The following is a 22,467-nucleotide window of genomic DNA, read 5'->3' as shown; positions in this document are numbered from 1 at the left end:
GCGGTCGCAGCATCGCAACGACCGATCCCCCTCAGTTTGCCCCATCCACCCCCGGCCGCGTCACCACCCTGGTTAGACCATGGTCGAAAGTGAGCGCCCTGCAGGGCCGGGTTCGACCAATGGCGAATAGCCGCTATACATAATCGCCCCGCAGTCTCGGCTCGACCGTGCCCCACGCGCGGCATCACCTTGCCACTTGGGAGAGAGGGCAACATGAGCCACCGTACGTTGAAAGCCGTGCGCACACCTTTGGCGGCCTGCCTGCTGGTCGCCCTGGTCGCACCGGGCATGGCGTTCGCAGAGACCGCCAAAGAGAAGGCACTGGAAGCACGCGTTGCCGAACTGGAACGCCAGGTCCAGCTGCTGCTGTCTTCGCAGCAACAACAACAGACCCAGATCAGCCAGACCCAGCAGGCGGTAACCGAAGTGCGCACGGTGCAGGCCGAGCAGAAGCCGGTTGCACAGGTGCCGGCCGGCAAGCAGCCGATCCAGGTCACCACCATCACCCCGGGCGCGGCACCGGGCACCACGGTCAAGATCGGCGGCTTCATCAAGGCCGACTTCCTGGCCACCCAGACCAGCGATGGCCAGCTGGCCGACGACGCCACCGGCCGTTCGCTGTACCTCCCGGGCCAGACCCCGGTGGAAGGCGCCGGCGGCAGCGGCAAGCGCTCGGGCACCGATTTCAACGCCCATGCCAAGTTCTCGCGCTTCAACCTGGGCATCGACAACGTCAGCGAATCGGGCAACAAGGCCGGTGCGTTCTTCGAGATGGACTTCTTCGGCAACTCGCTGGGCAACCAGACTGCCACCAATACCTACGGCGTGACCCTGCGCCACGCCTACATGTACTGGAACAACTGGCTGGCCGGCCAGACCTGGTCCAACTTCATGGACGCGGCCGCACTGCCGGAAGCGGTCGACTTCGTCGGCCCCACCGACGGCGTGATCTTCGTGCGCCAGGCCCAGGTGCGCTACACCCAGGGCGGCTTCAGCGTCGCGCTGGAAAACCCGGAAACCACCACCCTCACCGGCACCCGCAACCCGGTCACCGGCGCCTGGACCAACGCCAGCGCCAACTCCGACCGTGGCAGCCTGCCCGACCTGACCCTGCGCTATGGCTGGAAGGGCGACTGGGGCACCTTCGGTGTCGGCGGCATCGTCCGCCAGTTGAAGGTCGACAACCAGGCGACCGGCGCGAAGGCCGACAAGGTGGCCGGCGGCCTGACCCTGGGCGGCAAGTGGGTGATGGGTGACAGCGATTCGCTGCATTACCAGCTGACCGGTGGCGAAGGCATCGCCCGCTACATCGGCCTGGGCATCACTGCCGACAGTGCCTATGACGTGGCCCGCGACGAACTCAACCCGACCGGCGTGCTGGCCGGCTATGTCGGCTGGCGGCATGCGTTCTCGCCGAAGCTGCGCACCAACCTGATCTACGCGCGTAGCGACTACGACAACGACAGCATCCTCGGCCCGCTGGTGACCAAGAGCGTGCAGAGCATCCGCGGCAACATCTTCTATTCGCCGCTGCCCAAGGTCGATATCGGCGCCGAGCTGATGTATGGCCGTCGCGAAGTGGAGAACGGCAACAAGGGTGACATCACCCGGTTGCAGTTCACTACGAAGTACAGCTTCTAAGAGCGTGCCGGCCAGCGGCCGGCACCTACCGAGATGGGGTGCCGGCCAAGGTCGGCATCTACCGAATTGAGTGCCGACCAACGGTCGGCACCCACCAACAACGATTGCTTCGGAGGGGAAGCGTCCCATGTCCAGTACACCCAGCACCGCACATAAAGCGGACACCCTGACCAAGGGCCACAAGAAGGTCATCTTCGCCTCGAGCCTCGGCACGGTCTTCGAGTGGTATGACTTCTTCCTGTACGGCTCGCTCGCGGCCATCATCGCCAAGCAGTTCTTCAGTGGCGTCAATGAAACCACGGGCATGATCTTCGCCCTGCTGGCGTTCGCCGCCGGCTTCTTCGTGCGCCCGTTCGGCGCGGCCTTCTTCGGCAGCCTCGGCGATCGCATCGGCCGCAAGTACACCTTCCTGGTCACCATCCTGATCATGGGCATCTCGACCTTCCTGGTCGGCGTGCTGCCCAACTACGCTTCGATCGGTTTCGCCGCTCCGGTGATCCTGATCATCCTGCGGCTGGCCCAGGGCCTGGCGATGGGCGGCGAGTACGGCGGTGCCGCCACCTACGTGGCCGAGCACGCGCCGGACGACAAGCGCGGCCTGTACACCAGCTTCATCCAGTGCACCGCCACGCTGGGCCTGTTCCTGTCGCTGCTGATCATCCTGGCCTGCCGCATGACGCTGGGCAACGAGGCGTTCGAAGCCTGGGGCTGGCGCATTCCGTTCCTGGTGTCGATCCTGCTGCTGGGCATTTCGGTGTGGATCCGCCTGCAGCTGAGCGAATCGCCGCTGTTCCAGCAGATGAAGGCTGAAGGCAAGGGCTCCAAGACCCCGTTCCGCGACAGCCTGAAGGGCGGCAACCTGAAGCTGATGCTGCTGGTCCTGCTCGGTGCGGCGGCTGGCCAAGCCGTGGTCTGGTACGGCGGCCAGTTCTACGCGCTGTTCTTCCTCAGCAGCATGCTGAAGGTCGATGCCACCACCTCCTACCTGCTGATCGCCGCAGCGCTGGCACTGGGCACGCCGTTCTTCATCTTCTTCGGCTGGCTGTCCGACCGCATCGGCCGCAAGAAGATCATCCTGGCCGGCTGCCTGCTGGCGGCCATCACCTACATCCCGATCTTCAAGGGCCTGACCCACTTCGCCAACCCGGCCATCGAAGAAGCCCGCAGCAGCTCGCCGGCCCTGGTCGTCGCCGATCCGGCCACCTGCTCGTTCCAGTTCGATCCGGTGGGCCTGCGCAAGTTCACCAGCTCCTGCGACGTGGCCACCGCCGCGCTGACCAAGGCCGGCGTGCCGTACGACGTGCAGCCCGCCGCCGCCGGCTCGCTGGCGATGGTGAACGTGGGCAGCGCCAGCGTCCCCTCGTATGAGGCCGCAGGCCTGACCAAGGAAGAAGGCAAGGCCAAGGCCGATGCGTTTGGAGCGGAGCTGAAGACCGCGCTGACCACCGCCGGCTATCCGGCCAAGGCCGATGGTGCGCGCATCAACATCGCCGGCACCATCTTCATGCTGTGGCTGCTGGTGCTGTACGTGACCATGGTCTACGGCCCGATCGCCGCCTACCTGGTCGAACTGTTCCCGACCCGTATCCGCTACACCTCGATGTCGCTGCCGTACCACATCGGCAACGGCTGGTTCGGTGGCTTCCTGCCGGCGATCTCGTTCGCGCTGGTGGCCGGTACCGGCAACCTGTACTACGGCCTGTGGTACCCGATTGCGATCGCACTGATGTCGGTGGTGATCGGCGGCCTGTTCCTGCGCGAAACCAAGAACGTGGATATCACCAAATAACCGGCGTGCCGACCAACGGTCGGCACCCACCGGGTTTCAGGGGCCGTGGTGCAGACCGCGGCCTTTCTGTTTGTCGACCGTGCCCACTGGGTTCGCATTCCGGTAGTGCCGGCCGCTGGCCGGCAAACCCATGAATCTCCGAAGACATGAACCCATTGCCGGCCAGCGGCCGGCACTACCATGGCGTTGCGCAGCACCCCGTATAGTCGGCCCATGACGACCACCGCCCCCGCCGACCTTCCCGCCATCCTGCACACCCTGCGCAGCGCCTGGCAGTCGCAGCGCCCCACGCTCGACCAGCGTGAGGCCGACCTGCGCCGCCTGCGCGAGGGGCTGAAGCCACGCCTGGACGAAATGGCGCAGGCCATCGCCGAGGACTTCGGGCATCGCGCCCACGTTGAATCGAAGCTGGCCGATGGCATGAGCGTGCTGTCGGCCATCGACCACCTGCGCCGCCACCTGCGGCGCTGGTCGAAGCCGCAGCGGGCATCGGCGGGATGGAAGTTGTGGCCAGCGCGCGCGCAGCTGCGGCCGACGCCACTGGGTGTGGTCGGGGTGATCTCACCGTGGAACTACCCGGTCACGCTGGCGCTGGTGCCGCTGGTCACCGCCATCGCTGCCGGCAACCACGTACTGCTGAAGCCTTCGGAACACACGCCGCGCACCAGTGCGTTCCTGGCCGATCTGCTGGCCAGCGTGTTCCCGCCCGATCGGGTGGCGGTGGTGCAGGGCGGGGCAGATGTGGCCGCGGCGGTGTCCTCGCTGCCGCTGGACCATCTGCTGTTCACCGGCTCGACGGCCGTTGGCCGCAAGGTGATGGCCGCCGCCGCCGAGCATCTGGTGCCGGTCACGCTGGAACTGGGCGGCAAGTCGCCGGCCATCGTCTGCCGCGATTTTCCGCTGGGCAAAGCCGCCGCGCGGCTGGCCACCGGCAAGTGGTTCAACGCGGGCCAGACCTGCATCGCGCCGGATTATGTGCTGATCGATACGGTCCGCCAGCGCGAGTTCGTACAGGCGCTGCAGCAGCAGGTGCGCGAACGCTATGGCGACTTCAGCAATGCCGACGACTACACGCGCATCATCAACGAGGGCCAGTACCAGCGCCTGCAGGGCTATCTGGTGCAGGCGCGCGAACGTGGCGTGCCGGTGATTCCGTTGGCGCAGGTGGATGAGGCGCGCGCCGACCGCGAGCGCCTGCTGGTGCCGACCGTGGTGCTGGACCCGCCGGACGACCTGGACCTGATGCGCGAGGAGATCTTCGGCCCGATCCTGCCGGTGCGGGCCTACCCGGATCTGGAGGCGGCGCTGGCCGACGTGCTGTCCCGCGAACGGCCGCTGGCGCTGTATCCCTTCAGCCATGACACGGCCACGGTGGAGCGCATCCTCGGCCAGGTGGTGGCCGGTGGCGTGACGGTAAATGACACGCTGCTGCACTTCGCCGCCGATGGCCTGCCGTTTGGCGGGGTAGGGGCCAGCGGCATGGGCGCGTACCACGGGCGGGCCGGGTTCGATGCGATGAGCAAGCGGCTGCCGGTGCTGTGGCAGTCGCGCTGGGCCGCCAGTGACCGGCTGCGGCCGCCGTATTCGAAGATTGCGGGTTTGTTGAAGCTGCTGCTGCGGTAGTGCCGGCCGCTGGCCGCCAACTGCGGGGTCCTGCCGACGGTTCATGGGGTTGCCGGCCAGCGGCCGGCACTACCGGTGGGTGCAAACCTTGGTTGGCACGGGGGCGGCTATGCGCCAACCCAGGTTGGCGTCTACCAAAGCCCACCCGGGTAGAATGCCCGCATGAAAATCGCCTCGTGGAACGTCAATTCGCTCAATGTCCGCCTGCCGCACCTGGAACAGTGGCTCAAGGCGTTCGGCCCGGACATCGTCGGTATCCAGGAAACCAAGCTGGAGGACCACAAGTTCCCCGACTCTGCGCTGATCGCTGCCGGCTACCGCAGCGTGTTCGCCGGCCAGAAGACCTACAACGGCGTTGCGCTGCTGTCGCGTGAGCCTGCACAGGACGTGCAGATCGGCATTCCCGGCTTCGAGGACGAGCAGAAGCGCGTCATCGCCGGTACCTTCGGCGACCTGCGGGTAATCAACCTGTACGTGGTCAACGGGCAGGACATCGGTACCGACAAGTACGAGTACAAGTTACGCTGGCTTGAGGCGGTGCATGCCTGGATCGCCGAAGAACTGCAGCGCCACCCGAAGCTGATCGTGATGGGGGACTTCAACATTGCCCCGGACGCACGCGACGTGCACGACCCGGAGGTGTGGAACGACAACCACATCCTCACTTCCACCGCCGAGCGCGGCGCATTGAACAAGCTGCTGCAGCTGGGCCTGCACGATGGCTTCCGCCTGCACAACGACGAGGCGGGCACCTTCAGCTGGTGGGATTACCGCGCCGCCGGCTTCCGTCGCAACCTGGGCCTGCGCATCGACCTGACCCTGGTCTCCGATGCGCTGAAGAGCGGTGCGGTGGCTTCGGGCATCGACCGCGAGCCGCGCACCTGGGAACGTCCGAGCGACCATGCGCCGGCGTGGGTACAGATCGGTTGAACGAACGGGGCCCGGCATCGCCGGGCCCGTTCTGAAAGGCCCGCCGGCCAGCGGCCGGCGCTACCGCCGTGTCAGCGTATGCTCTTGCGGGTGAACAGATTGACGATCGCCAGCAGGATCACTGCACCGATCAGCGAGAACAGGAAGGTTCGAATGGTGATCGCTTCGTTGATGCCGCCGCCGAACAGCCAGCCGGAAATCAGCGCGCCGACGATGCCGACCACGATGTTGAGGATGATGCCCTGCTGGGCATCGCGCTTCATGATGATGCTGGCCAGCCAGCCTACGATGCCGCCGACGATCAGCCAGATGATGATGCCCATGATCGAACCTCCGGTGGGGAACGGTGACCAGTTGACGCGCACGGCCGTGAACCCGTCGTGCAATCGTGTGACGGGCGCGTGCGCATGAGCCTGCCAGCCACCCTCGACGGCCCGTGGCGCTTTGGTCCGGTGACGGTCTGGCGGCGCCCGCACGTGCCCGGCCAGCGCGGCGAACCGCAGGCACGGCAGGTGCTGGCGCAGGCCCTCGGGGCCGATCCGGAGACGCTGCCGCTGGTCCGCGATGACAAGGGCCGGCCGGAGCTGAGCGGCGCATTGGCCCACTACGGCACCGGCTGGAGCCACAGCGGCGAGGTGCTGCTGGTGGCGCTGGGCGAAGGCGTGCGGCTGGGCGTGGACCTGGAACTGCTGCGGCCGCGCGCCCGCCTGCTGGAGATCGTGCAGCGCTTCTTCCACCCGGAGGAGGTGGCGTGGCTGGAAAGCCTGGACCAGGCCGACCGCGAACACTGGTTCTTCCGCGTGTGGTGCGCCAAGGAATCGATGCTGAAGGCGCACGGCCAGGGTATCTCGTTCGGCCTGCACCGCCTGCAGCTGGCGCCGGGGGCCGATGGCGCCCTGCACCTGCGCTGGTGCGACCCGGAACTGGGCGAGGCCGCGCGCTGGCACCTGCACGAATGGCAGGCCACCGGTCAGTTCCGGGCGGCGTTGGCCTGGTATCCGCACTGAGGCGGGGAATCAGCGCGCAAAACCGGCGATAATGCCGGCATGAGCGAACACCCACTTCCCGCCAGCGTAGCTGCCACGCTGGAACAGGGCCTGGCCAGCATGGGCCTGGATGCCGCGCTGGCGCCGCCGCTGCTGCGCTACCTGGCCCTGCTGCACCGCTGGAACGGCACCTACAACCTCACCGCCATCCGCGACCCGCAGGAGATGGTCACCCGCCACCTGCTCGACTCGCTGGCGATGCAGCCGTTCGTGGCCGATGGCAGCCTGGCCGACCTCGGCACCGGCCCCGGGCTGCCGGGCATCCCGCTGGCCATCGCCTGCCCGGGCCTGCAGGTGACCCTGGTCGAGAGCAATGGCAAGAAGGCGCGCTTCATGCGCGAGGCCGTGCGCCAACTCGGCCTGGGCAATGCCCGCGTGGCCGAATCGCGCGCCGAGGCGCTGGACGAGGCCGGTCGTTACGACCAGTTGACCGCCCGTGCCATGGATACCCTGGCCGGCATCGTCCGCGTCGGTGGCCACCTGCTGCGGCCGGGGGGCGTGCTGCTGGCCATGAAGGGCGTCTACCCGCATGAGGAGATCGCGGACCTGCCGGCTGGCTGGCAGGTGCGCGAGGTGACCCCGCTGAGCGTGCCCGGCCTGGCCGGCGAACGCCACCTGGTTACTGTTACAGGCCCTTGATTCCCGCCGCCAGCCCCTTGTGCAACAACGGGTTGGCGATCCACGATTTCCGCAAGGGGCCGGTTGTACGCATAATGACCGGTCCCAGCACACGTCGACGAGGCACACCCGCATGGCCCGCATCATCGCCATCGCCAACCAGAAGGGTGGCGTCGGCAAGACCACGACCGCCGTCAACCTGGCCGCTTCCCTGGCCAACGCACCCAAGCGCGTGCTGCTGGTCGACCTCGATTCGCAGGGCAACGCGACCATGGGCAGTGGCGTGGACAAGCGTGAGCTGGCCGCCTCCACCTACGATCTGCTGCTGGGCGAGTCCAGCGCCGCCGATGTACGCGTGCAGACCGCCGAAGGCTACGACCTGCTTCCCGGCAACATCGACCTGACCGCCGCCGAGATCCAGCTGATGGCGCAGAGCGAGCGCGAGCAGCGGCTGAAGCGCGCGCTGGCACCGATCCGCGACGAGTACGACTACATCCTGATCGACTGCCCGCCGGCGCTGTCGCTGCTGACGCTCAATGCGCTGGCCGCTGCCGATTCGGTGATCGTGCCGATGCAGTGCGAGTACTACGCCCTGGAAGGCCTGAGCGCGCTGGTGGAAACCATCGAAGCGCTGCGTGCCAACCTCAATCCGGCGCTGGAGATCGAAGGCGTGCTGCGCACCATGTTCGACGTGCGCAACAACCTGGCCAACGCGGTCTCGGCCGAGCTCACCGAGCACTTCGGCGATCGCGTGTTCCGCACCATCGTGCCGCGCAACGTTCGCCTGGCCGAGGCACCCAGCCATGGCCAGAGCATCGTCGGCTACGACCGCGCCTCGCGCGGTGGCGTGGCCTACCTGGGCCTGGCTGGCGAGATCATCCGCCGCAACAACGAACGCAACAAGGCCACCAAGGCCGTGGAGACCGTCTGATGACCAGCAGCAAGCCGGCAGCCAAGAAGCGAGGCCTCGGCCGTGGCCTGGACGCGCTGCTGGGCCCGAAGGGCGCGGTCAGCCAGGTGCAGGCCACCACGGCGGTGATCGAGCCGCTGCCGGGGGAAGTGCTGCGCAAGTTGCCGGTCGGCCAGCTGCAGCCGGGCAAGTACCAGCCGCGCCGCGAGATGGACGAGGGCAAGCTGTCCGAGCTGGCCGACTCGATCAAGTCGCAGGGCGTGATCCAGCCGATCCTGGTGCGCCAGCTGCCGGCGGGCAACTACGAAATCGTCGCCGGTGAACGCCGCTGGCGCGCATCGCAGCTGGCCGGGCTGGACGAAGTGCCGGTGGTGGTGCGCGAGCTGGAAGACCGCACCGTCATCGCGATGGCGCTGATCGAGAACATCCAGCGTGAAGACCTCAACCCGCTGGAGGAAGCCGAAGCGCTGCAGCGCCTGATCAGCGAGTTCACCCTCACCCATGCCGAGGCCGCCGAGGCCGTCGGCCGCTCGCGCGCGGCGGTGTCCAACCTGCTGCGCCTGCTGGAACTACCAGTGGCGATCCGCCTGCTGCTGGAAACCCGCCGCCTGGAAATGGGGCATGCCCGTGCGCTGCTGACCCTGGCCCCCGAACTGGCCGGCAAGCTGGCCCAGGAAGCGGCCGACGAAGGCTGGTCGGTGCGCGAGGTCGAGCGGCGCGCGCAGGCTTTCGCCGCCGGCAAGGTGCCGAGCAGCCGTCCGGTGGCCACGCCGAAGGTGCAGCAGGCCGACATCGCCTCGCTGGAAACCGAGCTGTCCGAAGCGCTCGGCGCCAAGGTGGCGATCAGCCACGGCCGTGGCGGCAAGGGCAAGCTGATCATCCACTACACCGACCTGGACACCCTGGACGGCGTGCTGGAAAAACTGCGCGCGCGCCAGGGCTGAGCCCGGCGCCGCGTCGGGGAGGCGGCCTGTTCCTGCCGCGCCCGGCGAATGACAGGGAACGCACTGCCACGCGCACCGCGGAATGCACTGTCTTCCGGCCCGTGGCCTCATCCAGGGAGCAGGACATGAGCAACGACTACGAAGACTTCAGCCCGGACGGCACCCAGATACTGGTACATCGCCGTGAGAAGGACTTTGTGCTCGCCATCGGCGAAGAACGGCACATCGAGGCGATCAGTGCCCACATCGAACACCACCTGGGACCGGTGTCCGGTGTCTTCCATGAAATCATCTCCGACCTGGTGCACATCGACGTGCACGTGGTGCCGGCCAATGACCACTGCCCGTACCTGCGCCTGGTCACCTCCGGCATGAGCGACCTGCCGATGACCGTGCCCGCCGAGGCGGATGCGGACGTGCCGCGCTACATGGAACTGATGGTGACCCTGCCGGCCGACTGGCCGATCACGCAGGACGCCTTCGAGGATGAGCGCAACTACTGGCCGGTGCGCCTGCTGAAGGGCATGGCGCGGTTACCGCACGAGTACGACACGTGGCTGGGCTTCGGCCACACCATTCCCAACGGCCATCCCAGCGAGCCCTATGCGCCGGGCGTGGGTTTCGACGGTGCCATCGTGCTGCCGCCGGTGACCGCCCCGGAGGACTTCGCCACGCTGGAGCTGGAGGATGGCAATACCATCAGCTTCATGAGCCTGGTTCCGCTGTACCCCGAAGAGATGGACCTGAAGCTGAAGAAGGGTGCCGACGCCCTGCTCGACCGCTTCGATGCGAAACAGATCAACGATGTGATCGAGCCCGGCCGCACCAACGTGGCGAAGAAGCGTTTCGGTTTGTTCTGAGACCGGTAACATCAGGGGCCTGAACTTCGTTCCCAGGCCCCTGCCATGACCATCCTGCTCACCGGCGCTGCCGGCTTCATCGGTGCCTACACCGCCCGCGCGCTGCTGGAGGCCGGCCAGGCCGTGGTCGGCCTGGACAACTTCAACGATTACTACGACCCGCAGATCAAGCGTGACCGCGTGGCCGCGCTGTGTCCGGCGCTGGACCTGCGCACCCTGGACCTGACCGACCAGCAGGGCCTGGCCGCACTGTTCGACGAGGTGCGGCCGACCGCGGTGATCCACCTGGCCGCGCAGGCCGGCGTGCGCTATTCGCTGGAAAACCCGCATGCCTACGTCGACAGCAACCTGGTCGGCTTCGTCAACATGCTCGAGTTGTGCCGCCACCGTGGCGTGCAGCACCTGGTGTATGCCTCCAGCAGTTCGGTCTACGGCGATTCGGCCACGCCGCCGTTCTCCGAAGACCAGCGCGTGGACCAGCCACGCTCGCTGTACGCGGCGACCAAGGCGGCCAACGAGCTGATGGCCTACACCTACGCGCAGCTGTACGGCCTGCATGCCACCGGGCTGCGATTCTTCACCGTGTATGGCCCGTGGGGCCGGCCGGACATGGCACCGCTGCTGTTCTCGCGCGCGGTGCTGGCCGGTCGGCCGATCGACGTGTTCAACGAAGGCCGCATGCAGCGCGATTTCACACATGTCTCCGACATCGTATCCGGTATCCTCGGCGCCCTCGCGCATCCGGCCGACGGTCCGGTGCCGCACCGGGTGTTCAACCTCGGCAACCATACACCGGTCGAGCTGGAGCGCTTCATCAGCGTGATCGAGCAGGCCGCCGGCCGCCCTGCGCAGAAGGTCTACAAGCCCATGCAGCCCGGCGACATGGTGCGCACGATGGCCGATACCCGGCGCGCACATGACGCTTTCGGCTTCGATGCGGTGACCCCGATCGAACAAGGCCTGCCGCCTGTGGTGCAGTGGTGCCGCGAGTATTTTGGCGATCGCGCCTGAGGACGGATCCTCACGCCGCCGGGTTCATCTTCGGATAACCTCGGTTTCGGAGAATGCGCGGTCTTTGTCCCCCCTTTGGCCGAGTGCCTTATGAGCCAACCCGAGCTTTCCGTTGTCGTCCCGGTGTTCAACGAGCGCGACAATGTTGCCCCGCTGGTCGCCGAAATCACCGCTGCGCTGCGTGGCCGGCTGCCGTTCGAGATCGTCTACATCGACGACCACTCGCGTGATGACACCCTGGCGGTGCTGCAGGGATTGAAGGCAACCACGCCGGAACTGCGCGTGCTGCACCATGTGAACCAGAGCGGGCAGAGCACGGCGGTGCGCACCGGCGTCAAGCACGCGCGCGCGCCGTGGATCGCCACCCTGGATGGCGATGGCCAGAACGATCCGGCCGATATTCCCAAGCTGCTTGCCGCACGCGACGCCGCCGAGGCGCAGGTGAAGCTGTTCGCCGGCTGGCGCGTCAACCGCCAGGACAGCGGCAGCAAGCGCTGGGCCAGCAAATGGGCCAACGCCATCCGTGCGCGCATGCTGCGCGACGACACGCCCGACACCGGTTGCGGCATCAAGCTGTTCGAACGCAGCGCGTTCCTCGACCTGCCGTACTTCGACCACATGCACCGTTACCTGCCGGCGCTGATGCAGCGTGCCGGCTGGAAGACCACCAGCGTGCCGGTCAATCACCGCCACCGTACCGCCGGCGTGTCCAAGTACAACAACCTCGGCCGCGCGCTGGTCGGCATCCGCGACCTGCGTGGCGTAGCCTGGCTGATCACCCGAAGCAAGCGCACCGCGGTGGAGGAGCGCTGATGGATCTGGAGCTGCACTGGCTGGATCAGCCCCTGACCTGGCTGTACTGGACCGGCCTGCATGTGACCGGCTGGAAGCTGATCGGCTACACCGGCGCACTGATGTTCGGCGGCCGCTGGCTGGTCCAGTTCATCGCCTCCAAGCGCGCCGGCAAACCCGTCATCCCGCGCCTGTTCTGGTACATGAGCGTGCTCGGCAGCCTGATGACCCTGAGCTACTTCCTGTTCTCGGCCAAGCAGGACTCGGTGGGTGTACTGCAGAACCTGTTCCCGGCGTTCACCGCGCTGTACAGCCTGCACCTGGACATCAAGCACCGCGGCTGGAAGCGGGACAAGGCCAGTCACTGAGGCTGCGGGGTCGGATCCCTTTCCACTGGAAAGGGCTCTGACCCCTGTCAGGATCCCGGCGCATCCTCGCATGGCGTGGATCTACTGCATGTTCAGCGGCGGTGCCCTGGTAGATGCCGACCTTGGTCGGCGCTGGGTTTCCCCGTGTGCCAACCAAGGTTGGCATCTACCAGAGCGGCCGGTTCCCGGTCCTGCCTGCGCTGCAGGCAGGACCTTCGTCCCATGCCATGGGCCGTGGGCGGTGCCATGATCGGGGTCTGCCTTCCCGGGAACCTGTGCTCGTGAAAACCCGTCTTGCCGTTGCCCTGTTGATCGCCCTGTCCGCCCCCACCGTGGCCCTGGCCGCTGCGCCCGCCGCCGCCGCCGCCGCCGCGCCCGCCAGCGTGGCCACCGAATCGCCCGCGGATGCCGCCTTCCGCGCGCTGTACGAGAAGGAATGGAAGTGGCGCCAGCAGGGAGGTGGTGAAGCCAGCGAGGACGAAGACGCCCCGGCCAACGCCACCCGCATGCCTGACGTCGGCCCGGCCGCGCAGCAGGCGCGTCTGAAGGTGTGGGACGAGACCCTGGCCGCACTGAAGAAGATCGACCCGAAGACCCTGTCGCCGGACAACCAGGTCAACTACGCGATCTATCGCGACCAGGTGTTCAACCTGGCCGAAGAGACGCGCCTGCGCGGCTACGAAATGCCGTTCAACGCCGATTCCTCGTTCTGGTCCAACCTGTCCTTCATGGCCCGGCGCGAGATGAAGACCGTGCAGGACTACCAGAACTACATCGCACGGCTGAACGATGTGCCGCGTTACTTCGGCCAGCAGACCGAGAACATGCGCGCCGGCCTGAAGCGCGGCTTCAGCGTGCCGCGCGCGGTGCTGGATGGCCGCGAAGTGTCCATCGCCACCGTTGCCGAGCTGAAGGACCCGACCGAATCGCCGCTGTACGCGCCGTTCAAGAAGCTGCCCAACAGCATCCCGGCCGCCGAACAGGCCAGGCTGCAGGCGCAGGCGCGTGAAGCGATCAGCGGCAAGGTGGTGCCGGCGTTCCAGCAGCTGCGCACCTTCTTCGTCAACGAGTACGTGCCGCAGGCGCGCACCACCCTGGCCGCCGAAGCGATGCCCGATGGCAAGGCCTACTACAGGCAGCAGATCCACGAGTACACCACGCTGGACCTGTCGCCGGACGAGATCCACCGCATCGGCCTGGAGGAAGTCGCACGCATCCAGGGCGAGATGAACGACATCATCAAGCAGGTGAAGTTCAAGGGCAGCTTCGCCGAGTTCCTGACCTTCCTGCGTACCGATCCGCAGTTCTATGCGAAGACGCCGGAAGAGCTGCTTTCGCGCGCCGCGTGGATTTCCAAGCGGGCGGACGGCCAGCTCGGCAAGTACATGACGTTGCCGCGCGCGCGCTTCACCATCGTGCCGGTGCCACCGGACATTGCACCGTTCTGGACGGCCGGCCGCGGTGGCATGGGTACCTACTGGCTCAACACCTACAACCTGCCCTCGCGCCCGCTGTACAACCTGCCGGCACTGACCCTGCATGAATCCGATCCGGGCCATTCGCTGCAGGGCGCGATCGCCGCCGAGCAGAAGAACCTGCCCGAGTTCCGCCGCAACGCCTACATCTCCGCCTATGGCGAAGGCTGGGCGCTGTACTGCGAGAAGCTGGGCGTGGAGATGGGCATCTACGAAACCCCGTACGAGGATTTCGGCCGCCTGACCTACGAGATGTGGCGCGCCGCGCGCCTGGTGATCGACACCGGCGTGCACAGCAAGGGCTGGACCCGCGAGCAGGCGCTGGCCTACCTGCGTGACCACACCGCGCTGAGCGAGCATGAAGTGACCACCGAAGTGGACCGCTACATTTCCTGGCCGGGCCAGGCGCTGAGCTACAAGCTGGGCGAGATCGCCATCGTGCGCCTGCGTGCGCAGGCCGAGAAGGAGCTGGGCGACAAGTTCGACATCAAGGGCTTCCACGACACCCTGCTCAAGCAGGGCTCGGTGCCGCTGCCGGTGCTGGAACAGCAGATCCAGGCCTACATCGCCGAGCGCAAGAAGGCCTGACCGGTACCGGGTAGTGCCGGCCGCTGGCCGGCAATCCGACCCGGTCACGGGGTCGGATCCCTTTCCCGTGGAAAGGGCTCCGACCCCCTCTCACCTCACCCCACCGCCCGCGGCTTGGCCACGCGTGCCGCAAACGTCGGCAGCACCAGCAGGGTCAGCACGGTGGCGGTGATCAGGCCACCGATCACCACCGTCGCCAGCGGTTTCTGCACTTCTGCGCCGGAACCGCTGGCGATCGCCATCGGAATGAAGCCGACGATCGCCACAAGCGCCGTGGTCAGCACTGCTCGGATGCGGCTGGAGGCACCGTTGATCGCCGCCTGCAGCGGCAGGTCGCCGGCATCCAGGCGTTCGCGGATCGCCTGCATCAGCACCAGGCCATTCAAGGTCGCCACGCCGGACACGGCGATGAAGCCGACCGCTGCCGATACCGAGAACGGCATGCCCCGCAGCAGCAGCGCGAGGATGCCGCCGACCAACGCCAACGGCACGCAGCTGAACACCAGAATGGCTTCCTTGCCGCTGCGCAGGGCCATGAACAGCAGGCTGCCGATCAGCAGGAACACTACCGGTACCACCGTCGCCAGCCGCTTTTCCGCGCGCTGCAGGTTCTCGAACTGGCCACCCCAGGTCAGGTAGGCACCCGGCGGCAGTGCCACGTCGGCTACCGCGGCCTGCGCTTCGCCGACGAAGCCGCCCAGGTCGCGGCCACGCACGTTGGCCTGCACCACCACGCGGCGGCTGCCGTTGTTGCGGCTGATCTGGTTCGGCCCTTCGCTGACCGTGATGCGCGCAACCGACGACAGCGGAATCACCAACCCCGACGGCGTGGCGATCGGCAGCGAGGCCAGCTGGTCCGGATCGTTGCGCGCGGCATCGTCCAGGCGCACCACCACGTTGAAGCGGCGGTCGCCTTCGAAGATCTTGCCCGCCGCAGTACCGCCGATGCCGGTGGACAGTGCATCACTCACATCCGCCGCAGTCAGCCCATACTGCGCCGCCGCCACATGATCGATCGCCACGTTCAGCGTGGGCAGGCCGGAGATCTGTTCCACCCGCACGTCGGCCGCGCCATCCACCGCACGCAGCTTCAGCGCCACCTGGTCGGCCACCTTCTGCAGCTGGCCGAAGTCATCGCCAAAGATCATTACGGCCAGGTCGGTACGCACGCCGGAAATCAGCTCGTTGAAGCGCAGCTCGATCGGCTGGCTGAACTCGAAACTGTTGCCCAGCTGCTGCCCGGCCAGCTTTTCGAAACGGGCCACCAGCGCGTCCTTGGCCAACTTCGGATCGGGCCAGTCCTTGCGTGGCTTCAGCACGATCACGCTGTCGGAGATGTTGGTCGGCATCGGATCGATCGCCGCCTCGGCGGTACCGGTACGCGAGAACACGGTCTCCACTTCCGGCTGCTTGGCAATCACCTTTTCCAACGCCAGTTGCATGGCCAGTGACTGCTCCAGCGACGTCGACGGCACGCGCAACGCCTGCATCGCCACGTTGCCTTCGTCCAGCGTCGGCATGAACTCGCGGCCCAGCATCGAGAACGAGCCGATGCCCACCACCACCATCATCACCGCACTGGCCACTACCGTGCGCGGATGCGCCACGGCCTTGCGGATCACCGGCTCGATGCGCGCGCGCAGCACGCGTATCAGCCTGGTCTCGTGCTCGCCGTCGTCCGCATGTGCATCTGCGTCCTTCGGCTTCGGCTCGCGCACCAGCAGCGCCGTCATCGCCGGCACGAAGGTGAAGGAGAACAGGAAGGCACCGACCAGGGCCAGCATGAAGGTCGCCGCCATCGGGTGGAACGTCTTGCCCTCCACACCTTCCAGGGTGAGGATCGGCGCGAACACCAGCAGGATGATCAGCTGGCCGAACGCCGCCGGGCGCGCCATCTTCAGCGCGGAATCGGCGGCCACGCGCAGCCGTTCCATCGCGGTCAGCGCCCGGCCCAGTTCGGCGCGGCGCTGGCCCAGCATCAGCAGCGTCGACTCGACCACGATCACCGCACCGTCCACCAGGATGCCGAAGTCCAGTGCACCCAGGCTCATCAGGTTGCCGCTGATGCCGAAGCGGTTCATGCCGATCACCGCGAACAGGAACGACAGCGGAATCACCAGCGCGGTGATGGTGGCCGCGCGCAGGTTGCCCAGCAGCAGGAACAGCACCACCACCACCAGCAGCGCGCCCTCGGTGAGGTTCCGGGCCACGGTCTTGATGGTGGAATTGACCAGCACACTGCGGTCCAGCACCGGTGCGGCCACGATGTCGGCCGGCAGCGACGTGTTCACCTGTTCCAGACGTGCGGCTGCGGCCTGCGCCACGGTGCGGCTGTTGCCACCGGCAATCATCAGCGCGGTGCCCAGCACGGCCTCGTGGCCGTTGCGGCTGGCTGCACCCAGGCGCGGCGCGCGGCTCAGTTCCACGGTGGCTACATCGGCCACGCGCACCACCACGCCATTGCGGGTGGCCACCGGCGCCTGTGCAAGATCCTCGGTGGTCAGCGCCAGGCCATCGGCACGCACCACCAGGCCTTCGCCGGCCCGCTGCACGAAGCCGGCGCCGGCCTGCACGTTGGAGCGCTGCAGCGCGGTAACCAGGTCGGCCAGGCCGAGGCCATGCGCGGCCAGTTTGGCGCTGTCCGGATGCACGCCGTATTCCTTGACGTAGCCGCCGACCGTATCGACACCGGCCAGCCCCGGGCTGGAGCGCATCTGCGGCGCGATGATCCAGTCCTGCACGGTGCGCAGGTAGGTCGCGCGCTCTTCCGGCGTGCGCAGCAGGTTGCCTTCCGGCGTGCGGTAGACCTCGCCGGCCTGCCAGCCGGCTTCACCGGGCTTGGCCAGCCTGGTCGGATCGAACGCGGTGAAGTCCACCGTCCACATCAGCACCTCGCCGAGGCCGGTGGTGACCGGCGACAGCATCGGCGACGCACCATCGGGCAGGTCTTCCGATGCCTCGCGCATGCGTTCGGCCACCTGCTGGCGGGCGAAGTAGATGTCGGTGGCATCGGTGAAGATCGCGGTGACCTGCGAGAAGCCATTGCGCGACAGCGAACGCGTGGTGGTCAGGCCGGGAATGCCGGCCAGCGCGGTTTCCAGCGGATAGGTCACCTGCCGTTCGATCTGCTCCGGGGTCAGCGCCGGGGCCACCGTGTTGATTTGCACCTGGCGGTTGGTGATGTCCGGCACGGCGTCGATCGGCAGCTTGCCCAGCTGGAACAGGCCCACGGCGGCGATCAGCGCCGCCATGAACACCACCAGCCAGCGGTGGCGCACCGCTGTTTCAATGATCAGCTTGAACATGATCGCCTCCTCAGTGGCCGTGCTCGGCTTCGCCCTTGGCCAGCTCGGCCTTGAGCAGGAAGGCGTTGGCACCGACGATGCGCTCGTTGCCACTCAGGCCACCGAGGATCTCGATGCGGTCACCGGCACGGCGCCCGGCCAGCACTGGCTGCGCCTTGAAGCCACCTTCGACGGCGATGAACACCGCGCTGCTTCCATCGACGTTCTGCACCGCATCGGCGGGCACGCTGAGCGAGCCGTCCTGGCCTTCGGTGACCACCACGGCCGATACCGGCGAACCGGCCGGCGGCAGCGATGCATCCACCGGCGTGGCGCGGATCACTGCGACGCCGCCCTGCTGCCGTACATCGGCGGCCGAACCGGTGACGGTAGCGGTGAAGCTGCCACCCGGCACGCTCACTTCCAGCTTCATGCCGGGCATGACCTGTGCAGCCAGCGCTGGCGGTGCGGTGAACACCAGCTCGTTCATCGACGGGTCGGCGACGTCGGCCACCGCACTGCCGGCGGCGACCACACCGCCCGGCGTGACCTGCACGTTGCCGACGATGCCGGCCACCGGGCTGGTGATGCGCACGCGTCCACTGGCATCGGGCGCACCGTTGGCGGCGGCCTGTGCCTGTGCGGCAGCGGCCTGGGCCTGTGCCGCCAGCGAACGCGCACGCGAGGCTTCCAGCTCCTGGCGGGCGACCACGCCCTGGTCGACCAGGGCCTTGTCGCGGCCATAGGCCAGGCGTGCGGCCTCGGCTTCGGCGGATGCGGCCAGCGCATTGGCGCGGAACACCGCTGCCTCGCCACTGACCACGATGGCCAGCGCCTGGTTCTGTTTCACCGCCGTGCCCGGCGCGACCAGTACGCGCTCGACGCGGCCGGTCACGGTCGAGGCCACCGAGGCACGGGCACCGACCGAGGGTTCCACCCGACCGGCGAGGCGGGTGGAACCGCCACCGCCGTGACCGACGGCAACCACTTCGATACCGGACGCCTTGATCTGCTCAGGGGTCAGCGGTACCACGCCTTCATCGGTGTCTGCCGGCGTCTTCGCGGATTCGGCCTTGGCTTCCTTGCTGCCGGGCGCGTGGCCATGGCTGTCGTCGGTGCCGGCCTTGGTCGCAGCGGGGTCTTCATTGGCAGGTGTCTGCGCGTTGCCAGCGCAGCCGGCCAGCAGCACAGTCAGCAGCATGCCGCCGATCAGCGGAAAAGTACGGGAGAGAGTCATGGGGCCTCCACAAAGGGTGCGCGCCCTTCAAGGCGGGCAAGATCGATTTCCGCGCCGACGCGCGACAGGCGCGCATCCACGGCGGCGGCACGGGCGGCGATAAGAGCGCTGCGCGTGCTGCGCAGTTCCAGCTGCGAGATGCGTCCGGCGTCGAAGCCGATGCGGGCCAGGCGATACGCCTCTTCGGCGGCGACCACGCTTTCATCGGCGGCGCGGGTTCGGCTGCCGGCGGCCTTCAAACCGGCCACGGCGGAGAGGCGTGCCGCCTCGCTGTCGCGGCGCTGCTGGTCCAGGCGCGCTTCGGCCGCGCGCTGGTCGGCATTGGCGGCGCGGATGCCACCGCGGTTGCGGTCAAACAGCGGGATGCTGAGGTTGAGCCCGAGGTTGTAGGCACGCTCGCCGCCCTCGCGGAAGCGGGTCTGCGCGGCGGTGACGCTGAGGTCGGGCAGGGCGCGCTTGCGCTCCACCTCGACCAGTTTGCCCGCCGCATCGGCTTCGGCTTCAGCGATGCGCACTGCCAGTGCGGTATCGGTGGCACCGCGTGGCAGCGGCGGCGCACGGTCGAGCAGGCTGTCGCCGATCGACTGCACCGGCGCATCCAGCAGTGCAGCACCGGCCAGGCGGGCCAGCGCGGCATCGCGGAAGGCCTGCGCTTCATCCAGCGCGGCGTTGGCGTTGGCCACTTCGCTCTGCGCCTGCACCGCGCGCAGTTGCGGTTCGCGGCCCTGCTTGACCATCGCGTTGACGGCGTTGGCGTCATCGCGGGTGAGGCTCAGTGCCTCTTCGGCCAGGGTGTAGCGGCGCAGTGCACTTTCCGCCTGTGCGTAGACCACCGCCAGCTGGCTGGCCACATCGCTGCGGCTCTGCGTGCCACGCAGGTTGGCCGCCTGTGCCTCGGCGCGGGCCGCACGGACGCGCGCGCCGCGCTGGCCCCAGACCTCCAATGGCTGGGACAGGGTAAGCACGCTGTCGGCCTTGCCCATGCCGCCATAGGAACCGGTGCCCCAGGCGTTCTCGGCCGACCAGGACAGGGAAGGGTTGGGCAGTGCGCGGGCCTGGTCGGCGCGCGCGTCGGCGGCCTCGGCCAGCGCCGCACCGACGCGGGTACCGGGCAGCTGGTCCAGGCGTTCAAGCAGGGTGTCGTAGGAAGGGGCGGCTTGCGCCATCACCGATGCCGCCGGGGCCAGGCCCAGCAACACGGCGACGACCCGCCCGGTCGCACGCAGCGACCGAGGTGTCAGGATCGACATAGGGGGATTCCGGTTGTGAGTGAAACGGGAGCCCGCAATCGCGGGACGCGCTCAACTCACGCCCGGGGGGGACGCGTCAATTCATCCTGGGCGACCGCATAGGTCGCCGCGTCGCCGGCATTCATCCAGCGCGCCGGCAGCGGCGCACCGAAGGCGGCGAGGGTGCTGGCCGGCAGGCTCAGGTTGGAGTGGTGGCAGTGGTTGTGGCTGCAGGCACCGGCGTGCTTGCTGTCACTGTCACCCTCGGCATCGTTGGCGTTGCTTTCCACGTGCACCGCAGTGGTGTCGTGCGGTTCGACCGCGCAGGCCAGCACGTCGGCCACCGGCACGACCACGAACGCCGCCATCAGCAGCATCATCAGGTACGTACGCAGTTGGCGGGTGATCCGGCGCATGGAAGGGAGGCTAGCAAGCGATTTTCGCCGGATACAATATCAATGGCCGCCTCGGGAATTCGTCGGAATCTCCCGTTCAGGTGGAGGGCCTGGGGGCATCCTGCCCTGGTGGGTGCGGACCTCCTGCCTTGGTGGGTGTCGACCTTGGTCGACACGCCTTTCGACCCCACCGCGTTGCCGGCCAGCGGCCGGCACTACCCGTATCACGGCAGCTTCGCGATCACCTTGATCTCGAACTGGAACCCATACAGCCAGGTCACACCGATACCGGTCAGGGTCGGGTGCGGCGCCTCGCCCCAGTACTCGGGCACGATCGCCCAGGCCTTCTCGAAGTTCTTCTCCGGATCGACCAGGAACACGGTCACATCGATCACGTCATCGAAGGTGCAGCCGGCGGCAGCCAACACCGCATTGAGATTCTCGAAGGCGCGGCGCACCTGGGTTTCGAAGTCCGGTTCGGGCGAGCCGTCCTCGCGGCTGCCGACCTGGCCGGAGACGAACAGGAAACCGCTGGATCGGATCGCCGGCGAGTAGCGGTTGCGCTCGTACAGGGCCTGGCGGCCGGTGGGGAAAACGACATCACGCTGTGACATGGGAAGGAATCCGTGGGAGAGAACGCCATCCTCCGCGCCAGTGCTGTCTGGATAAACCGCGATGATCAGCCTAGATTGATTGCCAATCCCAAACAATCATGGCCCGCCATGGACCGTTTCGAGGCGATGCGGGCCTTTGCCCGCGTGGTGGAAACCGGCAGCTTCACCCGCGCCGCGCAGACCCTGCAGATCAGCCGCACCACGGTCACCCAGCTGGTGCAGCAGCTGGAGGCACACCTGCGGCTGCGCCTGCTCAACCGCACCACGCGCCGGGTCAGCGTCACCGCCGACGGTGCGGCCTACTACCCGCGCATCGCCCGCCTGCTGGCCGAGCTGGAAGAGGTGGAGGGCGGGCTGGGTGACGCAGCCAGCCAGCCGCGCGGCCGCCTGCGGGTGGATGTGCCCGGACCCTACGCGCGGTTGCGGCTGGTGCCGGCACTGCCGGATTTCCAGGCGCGCTACCCGGAGATCCAGCTGGACATCGGCGTCAGCGACCGCGAGGTTGACGTCATCGCCGACAACGTCGACTGCGTGATCCGCGGCGGCACCCCGGCCGACCCGGCGCTGGTGGCGCGGCCGCTGGCGGCGCTGCCGATCGGTTTCCACGCCAGCCAAGGCTATGTGCAGCGTTTCGGCTTGCCGACCGATCCGCGCGCGCTGGAAGGGCCGGACCACCACATGGTCGGCTTCCTCAGCCCGCGCAGTGGCCGGGCGCGGGTGTTCACTGCACAACGTGGCGATGAGCGCATCGAGGTGCAGGGCCGCTACACGGTCGGCTTCGACGACGGCAACGCCTATCTGGCGGCCGCGTTGGCCGGCCTGGGGGTGGTGGCGCTGCCCAGCTACATGGCCGCGCCGCACGTGGCGCGCGGCGAATTGCTGCCGCTGCTGCAGGACTGGCGGCTTCCACCCATGCCGATGCATGTGATGTTCCCGCCGAACCGGCACATGAGCCAGCGGCTGCGGGTGTTCATCGATTGGGTGGTGGAAGCGTTGGGGTGATGCACACGCACCTGTAGAGCCGAGCCCACGCTCGGCTGCTTCTGGCATCACCAAGCCCGCGCTACGCGCGCCAGCCGAGCGTGGGCCCGGCTCTACCGGCATGCGAAAATC

The 22,467-nt window shown here is 67.6% G+C and carries 20 protein-coding genes; 14 read left to right on the top strand and 6 right to left on the bottom strand.

Annotated elements, in window-relative coordinates; genetic code table 11:
* Positions 1-213 precede the first annotated feature (213 nt).
* The 4 genes from ACS0OT_RS19545 to xth all read left to right on the top strand — a co-directional run bounded on the left by ACS0OT_RS19545 (position 214) and on the right by xth (position 5,983).
* Positions 214-1,641: a DcaP family trimeric outer membrane transporter gene (locus tag ACS0OT_RS19545; RefSeq protein ID WP_053498792.1), complete on the top strand. Its 1,428-nt coding sequence runs from the start codon at positions 214-216 to the stop codon at positions 1,639-1,641.
* 127 nt (positions 1,642-1,768) lie between these two features.
* A complete protein-coding gene (locus tag ACS0OT_RS19540) occupies positions 1,769-3,430 on the top strand; it encodes an MFS transporter (RefSeq protein WP_442255947.1) in 1,662 nt (553 codons plus the stop codon).
* 213 nt (positions 3,431-3,643) lie between these two features.
* The gene (locus ACS0OT_RS19535) at positions 3,644-5,053 is read left to right on the top strand and encodes a coniferyl aldehyde dehydrogenase (RefSeq protein WP_095378540.1); all 1,410 of its coding nucleotides are present in this window, start codon (positions 3,644-3,646) and stop codon (positions 5,051-5,053) included.
* A gap of 162 nt (positions 5,054-5,215) precedes the next feature.
* Positions 5,216-5,983 (top strand): exodeoxyribonuclease III, encoded by a 768-nt coding sequence (gene xth / locus ACS0OT_RS19530; protein WP_005420392.1) that lies wholly within the window; start codon positions 5,216-5,218, stop codon positions 5,981-5,983.
* A gap of 71 nt (positions 5,984-6,054) precedes the next feature.
* Here the strand turns inward: xth and ACS0OT_RS19525 are convergent, their stop codons facing one another.
* Complete coding sequence (locus ACS0OT_RS19525; protein WP_005411656.1) at positions 6,055-6,306, bottom strand: GlsB/YeaQ/YmgE family stress response membrane protein; 252 nt, start codon at positions 6,304-6,306, stop codon at positions 6,055-6,057.
* 84 nt (positions 6,307-6,390) lie between these two features.
* Between ACS0OT_RS19525 and ACS0OT_RS19520 the strand changes: the two genes are divergently transcribed.
* The 9 genes from ACS0OT_RS19520 (at position 6,391) to ACS0OT_RS19480 (ending at position 14,595) form a co-directional block, all read left to right on the top strand.
* The gene (locus tag ACS0OT_RS19520) at positions 6,391-6,990 is read left to right on the top strand and encodes a 4'-phosphopantetheinyl transferase family protein (protein ID WP_065177813.1); all 600 of its coding nucleotides are present in this window, start codon (positions 6,391-6,393) and stop codon (positions 6,988-6,990) included.
* Positions 6,991-7,029: 39 nt separating this feature from the next.
* Positions 7,030-7,668: a 16S rRNA (guanine(527)-N(7))-methyltransferase RsmG gene (rsmG, locus tag ACS0OT_RS19515; RefSeq protein ID WP_005420388.1), complete on the top strand. Its 639-nt coding sequence runs from the start codon at positions 7,030-7,032 to the stop codon at positions 7,666-7,668.
* A gap of 112 nt (positions 7,669-7,780) precedes the next feature.
* On the top strand, positions 7,781-8,578 hold the full coding sequence (locus tag ACS0OT_RS19510; RefSeq protein ID WP_005420387.1) for a ParA family protein: 798 nt from the start codon (positions 7,781-7,783) through the stop codon (positions 8,576-8,578).
* Entirely contained in the window at positions 8,578-9,501 is a 924-nt protein-coding gene (locus ACS0OT_RS19505; protein WP_005420385.1) for a ParB/RepB/Spo0J family partition protein, read from the top strand. The genes ACS0OT_RS19510 and ACS0OT_RS19505 overlap by 1 nt, the downstream gene beginning before the upstream one ends.
* 125 nt (positions 9,502-9,626) lie before the next feature.
* Complete coding sequence (locus ACS0OT_RS19500) at positions 9,627-10,361, top strand: suppressor of fused domain protein (protein ID WP_235649982.1); 735 nt, start codon at positions 9,627-9,629, stop codon at positions 10,359-10,361.
* Positions 10,362-10,406: 45 nt separating this feature from the next.
* On the top strand, positions 10,407-11,372 hold the full coding sequence (locus ACS0OT_RS19495; RefSeq protein ID WP_005420382.1) for an NAD-dependent epimerase/dehydratase family protein: 966 nt from the start codon (positions 10,407-10,409) through the stop codon (positions 11,370-11,372).
* Positions 11,373-11,462: 90 nt separating this feature from the next.
* The gene (locus ACS0OT_RS19490; protein ID WP_005420380.1) at positions 11,463-12,185 is read left to right on the top strand and encodes a glycosyltransferase family 2 protein; all 723 of its coding nucleotides are present in this window, start codon (positions 11,463-11,465) and stop codon (positions 12,183-12,185) included.
* A complete protein-coding gene (locus tag ACS0OT_RS19485; protein WP_019661748.1) occupies positions 12,185-12,532 on the top strand; it encodes a lipid-A-disaccharide synthase N-terminal domain-containing protein in 348 nt (115 codons plus the stop codon). Before ACS0OT_RS19490 ends, ACS0OT_RS19485 begins: the two co-directional genes overlap by 1 nt.
* A gap of 281 nt (positions 12,533-12,813) precedes the next feature.
* Positions 12,814-14,595, top strand: coding sequence for a DUF885 domain-containing protein (locus tag ACS0OT_RS19480; protein WP_235649983.1), 1,782 nt, complete (start codon positions 12,814-12,816; stop codon positions 14,593-14,595).
* Positions 14,596-14,690: 95 nt separating this feature from the next.
* Here the strand turns inward: ACS0OT_RS19480 and ACS0OT_RS19475 are convergent, their stop codons facing one another.
* From ACS0OT_RS19475 to ACS0OT_RS19455, 5 genes are all read right to left on the bottom strand, one after another.
* Positions 14,691-17,900: an efflux RND transporter permease subunit gene (locus ACS0OT_RS19475; RefSeq protein ID WP_164092781.1), complete on the bottom strand. Its 3,210-nt coding sequence runs from the start codon at positions 17,898-17,900 to the stop codon at positions 14,691-14,693.
* 10 nt (positions 17,901-17,910) lie between these two features.
* Entirely contained in the window at positions 17,911-19,116 is a 1,206-nt protein-coding gene (locus ACS0OT_RS19470) for an efflux RND transporter periplasmic adaptor subunit (RefSeq protein ID WP_262232617.1), read from the bottom strand.
* The gene (locus ACS0OT_RS19465) at positions 19,113-20,366 is read right to left on the bottom strand and encodes a TolC family protein (protein WP_329953129.1); all 1,254 of its coding nucleotides are present in this window, start codon (positions 20,364-20,366) and stop codon (positions 19,113-19,115) included. The genes ACS0OT_RS19470 and ACS0OT_RS19465 overlap by 4 nt, the downstream gene beginning before the upstream one ends.
* Positions 20,367-20,422: 56 nt before the next feature.
* Positions 20,423-20,761: a hypothetical protein gene (locus tag ACS0OT_RS19460; RefSeq protein ID WP_053498807.1), complete on the bottom strand. Its 339-nt coding sequence runs from the start codon at positions 20,759-20,761 to the stop codon at positions 20,423-20,425.
* A 203-nt stretch (positions 20,762-20,964) separates the two neighbouring features.
* On the bottom strand, positions 20,965-21,354 hold the full coding sequence (locus ACS0OT_RS19455; RefSeq protein ID WP_053498809.1) for a RidA family protein: 390 nt from the start codon (positions 21,352-21,354) through the stop codon (positions 20,965-20,967).
* A 108-nt stretch (positions 21,355-21,462) separates the two neighbouring features.
* Between ACS0OT_RS19455 and ACS0OT_RS19450 the strand changes: the two genes are divergently transcribed.
* A complete protein-coding gene (locus ACS0OT_RS19450; protein WP_329953128.1) occupies positions 21,463-22,356 on the top strand; it encodes a LysR family transcriptional regulator in 894 nt (297 codons plus the stop codon).
* Positions 22,357-22,467: the final 111 nt, after the last annotated feature.

The sequence above is a fragment of the Stenotrophomonas maltophilia group sp. RY12688 genome (genome assembly GCF_052149045.1).
Classification (GTDB): Bacteria; Pseudomonadota; Gammaproteobacteria; order Xanthomonadales; family Xanthomonadaceae; genus Stenotrophomonas; species Stenotrophomonas sepilia.
The sequence above is the reverse complement of the archived record's forward strand: the minus strand, read 5'-3'. Positions and strand labels throughout refer to the sequence as shown.

What these genes read in the sequence shown, in the direction of transcription:
- ACS0OT_RS19505 (WP_005420385.1), top strand. Translation starts at nt 8,578, where the DNA reads ATGACCAGCAGCAAGCCGGCAGCCAAGAAGCGAGGCCTCGGCCGTGGC.
- ACS0OT_RS19460 (WP_053498807.1), bottom strand. Translation starts at nt 20,761, where the DNA reads ATGCGCCGGATCACCCGCCAACTGCGTACGTACCTGATGATGCTGCTG.
- ACS0OT_RS19495 (WP_005420382.1), top strand. Translation starts at nt 10,407, where the DNA reads ATGACCATCCTGCTCACCGGCGCTGCCGGCTTCATCGGTGCCTACACC.
- ACS0OT_RS19490 (WP_005420380.1), top strand. Translation starts at nt 11,463, where the DNA reads ATGAGCCAACCCGAGCTTTCCGTTGTCGTCCCGGTGTTCAACGAGCGC.
- ACS0OT_RS19485 (WP_019661748.1), top strand. Translation starts at nt 12,185, where the DNA reads ATGGATCTGGAGCTGCACTGGCTGGATCAGCCCCTGACCTGGCTGTAC.
- ACS0OT_RS19470 (WP_262232617.1), bottom strand. Translation starts at nt 19,116, where the DNA reads ATGACTCTCTCCCGTACTTTTCCGCTGATCGGCGGCATGCTGCTGACT.
- ACS0OT_RS19510 (WP_005420387.1), top strand. Translation starts at nt 7,781, where the DNA reads ATGGCCCGCATCATCGCCATCGCCAACCAGAAGGGTGGCGTCGGCAAG.
- ACS0OT_RS19545 (WP_053498792.1), top strand. Translation starts at nt 214, where the DNA reads ATGAGCCACCGTACGTTGAAAGCCGTGCGCACACCTTTGGCGGCCTGC.
- ACS0OT_RS19450 (WP_329953128.1), top strand. Translation starts at nt 21,463, where the DNA reads ATGGACCGTTTCGAGGCGATGCGGGCCTTTGCCCGCGTGGTGGAAACC.
- ACS0OT_RS19465 (WP_329953129.1), bottom strand. Translation starts at nt 20,366, where the DNA reads ATGTCGATCCTGACACCTCGGTCGCTGCGTGCGACCGGGCGGGTCGTC.
- ACS0OT_RS19520 (WP_065177813.1), top strand. Translation starts at nt 6,391, where the DNA reads ATGAGCCTGCCAGCCACCCTCGACGGCCCGTGGCGCTTTGGTCCGGTG.
- ACS0OT_RS19525 (WP_005411656.1), bottom strand. Translation starts at nt 6,306, where the DNA reads ATGGGCATCATCATCTGGCTGATCGTCGGCGGCATCGTAGGCTGGCTG.
- rsmG (WP_005420388.1), top strand. Translation starts at nt 7,030, where the DNA reads ATGAGCGAACACCCACTTCCCGCCAGCGTAGCTGCCACGCTGGAACAG.
- ACS0OT_RS19455 (WP_053498809.1), bottom strand. Translation starts at nt 21,354, where the DNA reads ATGTCACAGCGTGATGTCGTTTTCCCCACCGGCCGCCAGGCCCTGTAC.
- ACS0OT_RS19540 (WP_442255947.1), top strand. Translation starts at nt 1,769, where the DNA reads ATGTCCAGTACACCCAGCACCGCACATAAAGCGGACACCCTGACCAAG.
- ACS0OT_RS19500 (WP_235649982.1), top strand. Translation starts at nt 9,627, where the DNA reads ATGAGCAACGACTACGAAGACTTCAGCCCGGACGGCACCCAGATACTG.
- xth (WP_005420392.1), top strand. Translation starts at nt 5,216, where the DNA reads ATGAAAATCGCCTCGTGGAACGTCAATTCGCTCAATGTCCGCCTGCCG.
- ACS0OT_RS19535 (WP_095378540.1), top strand. Translation starts at nt 3,644, where the DNA reads ATGACGACCACCGCCCCCGCCGACCTTCCCGCCATCCTGCACACCCTG.
- ACS0OT_RS19475 (WP_164092781.1), bottom strand. Translation starts at nt 17,900, where the DNA reads ATGTTCAAGCTGATCATTGAAACAGCGGTGCGCCACCGCTGGCTGGTG.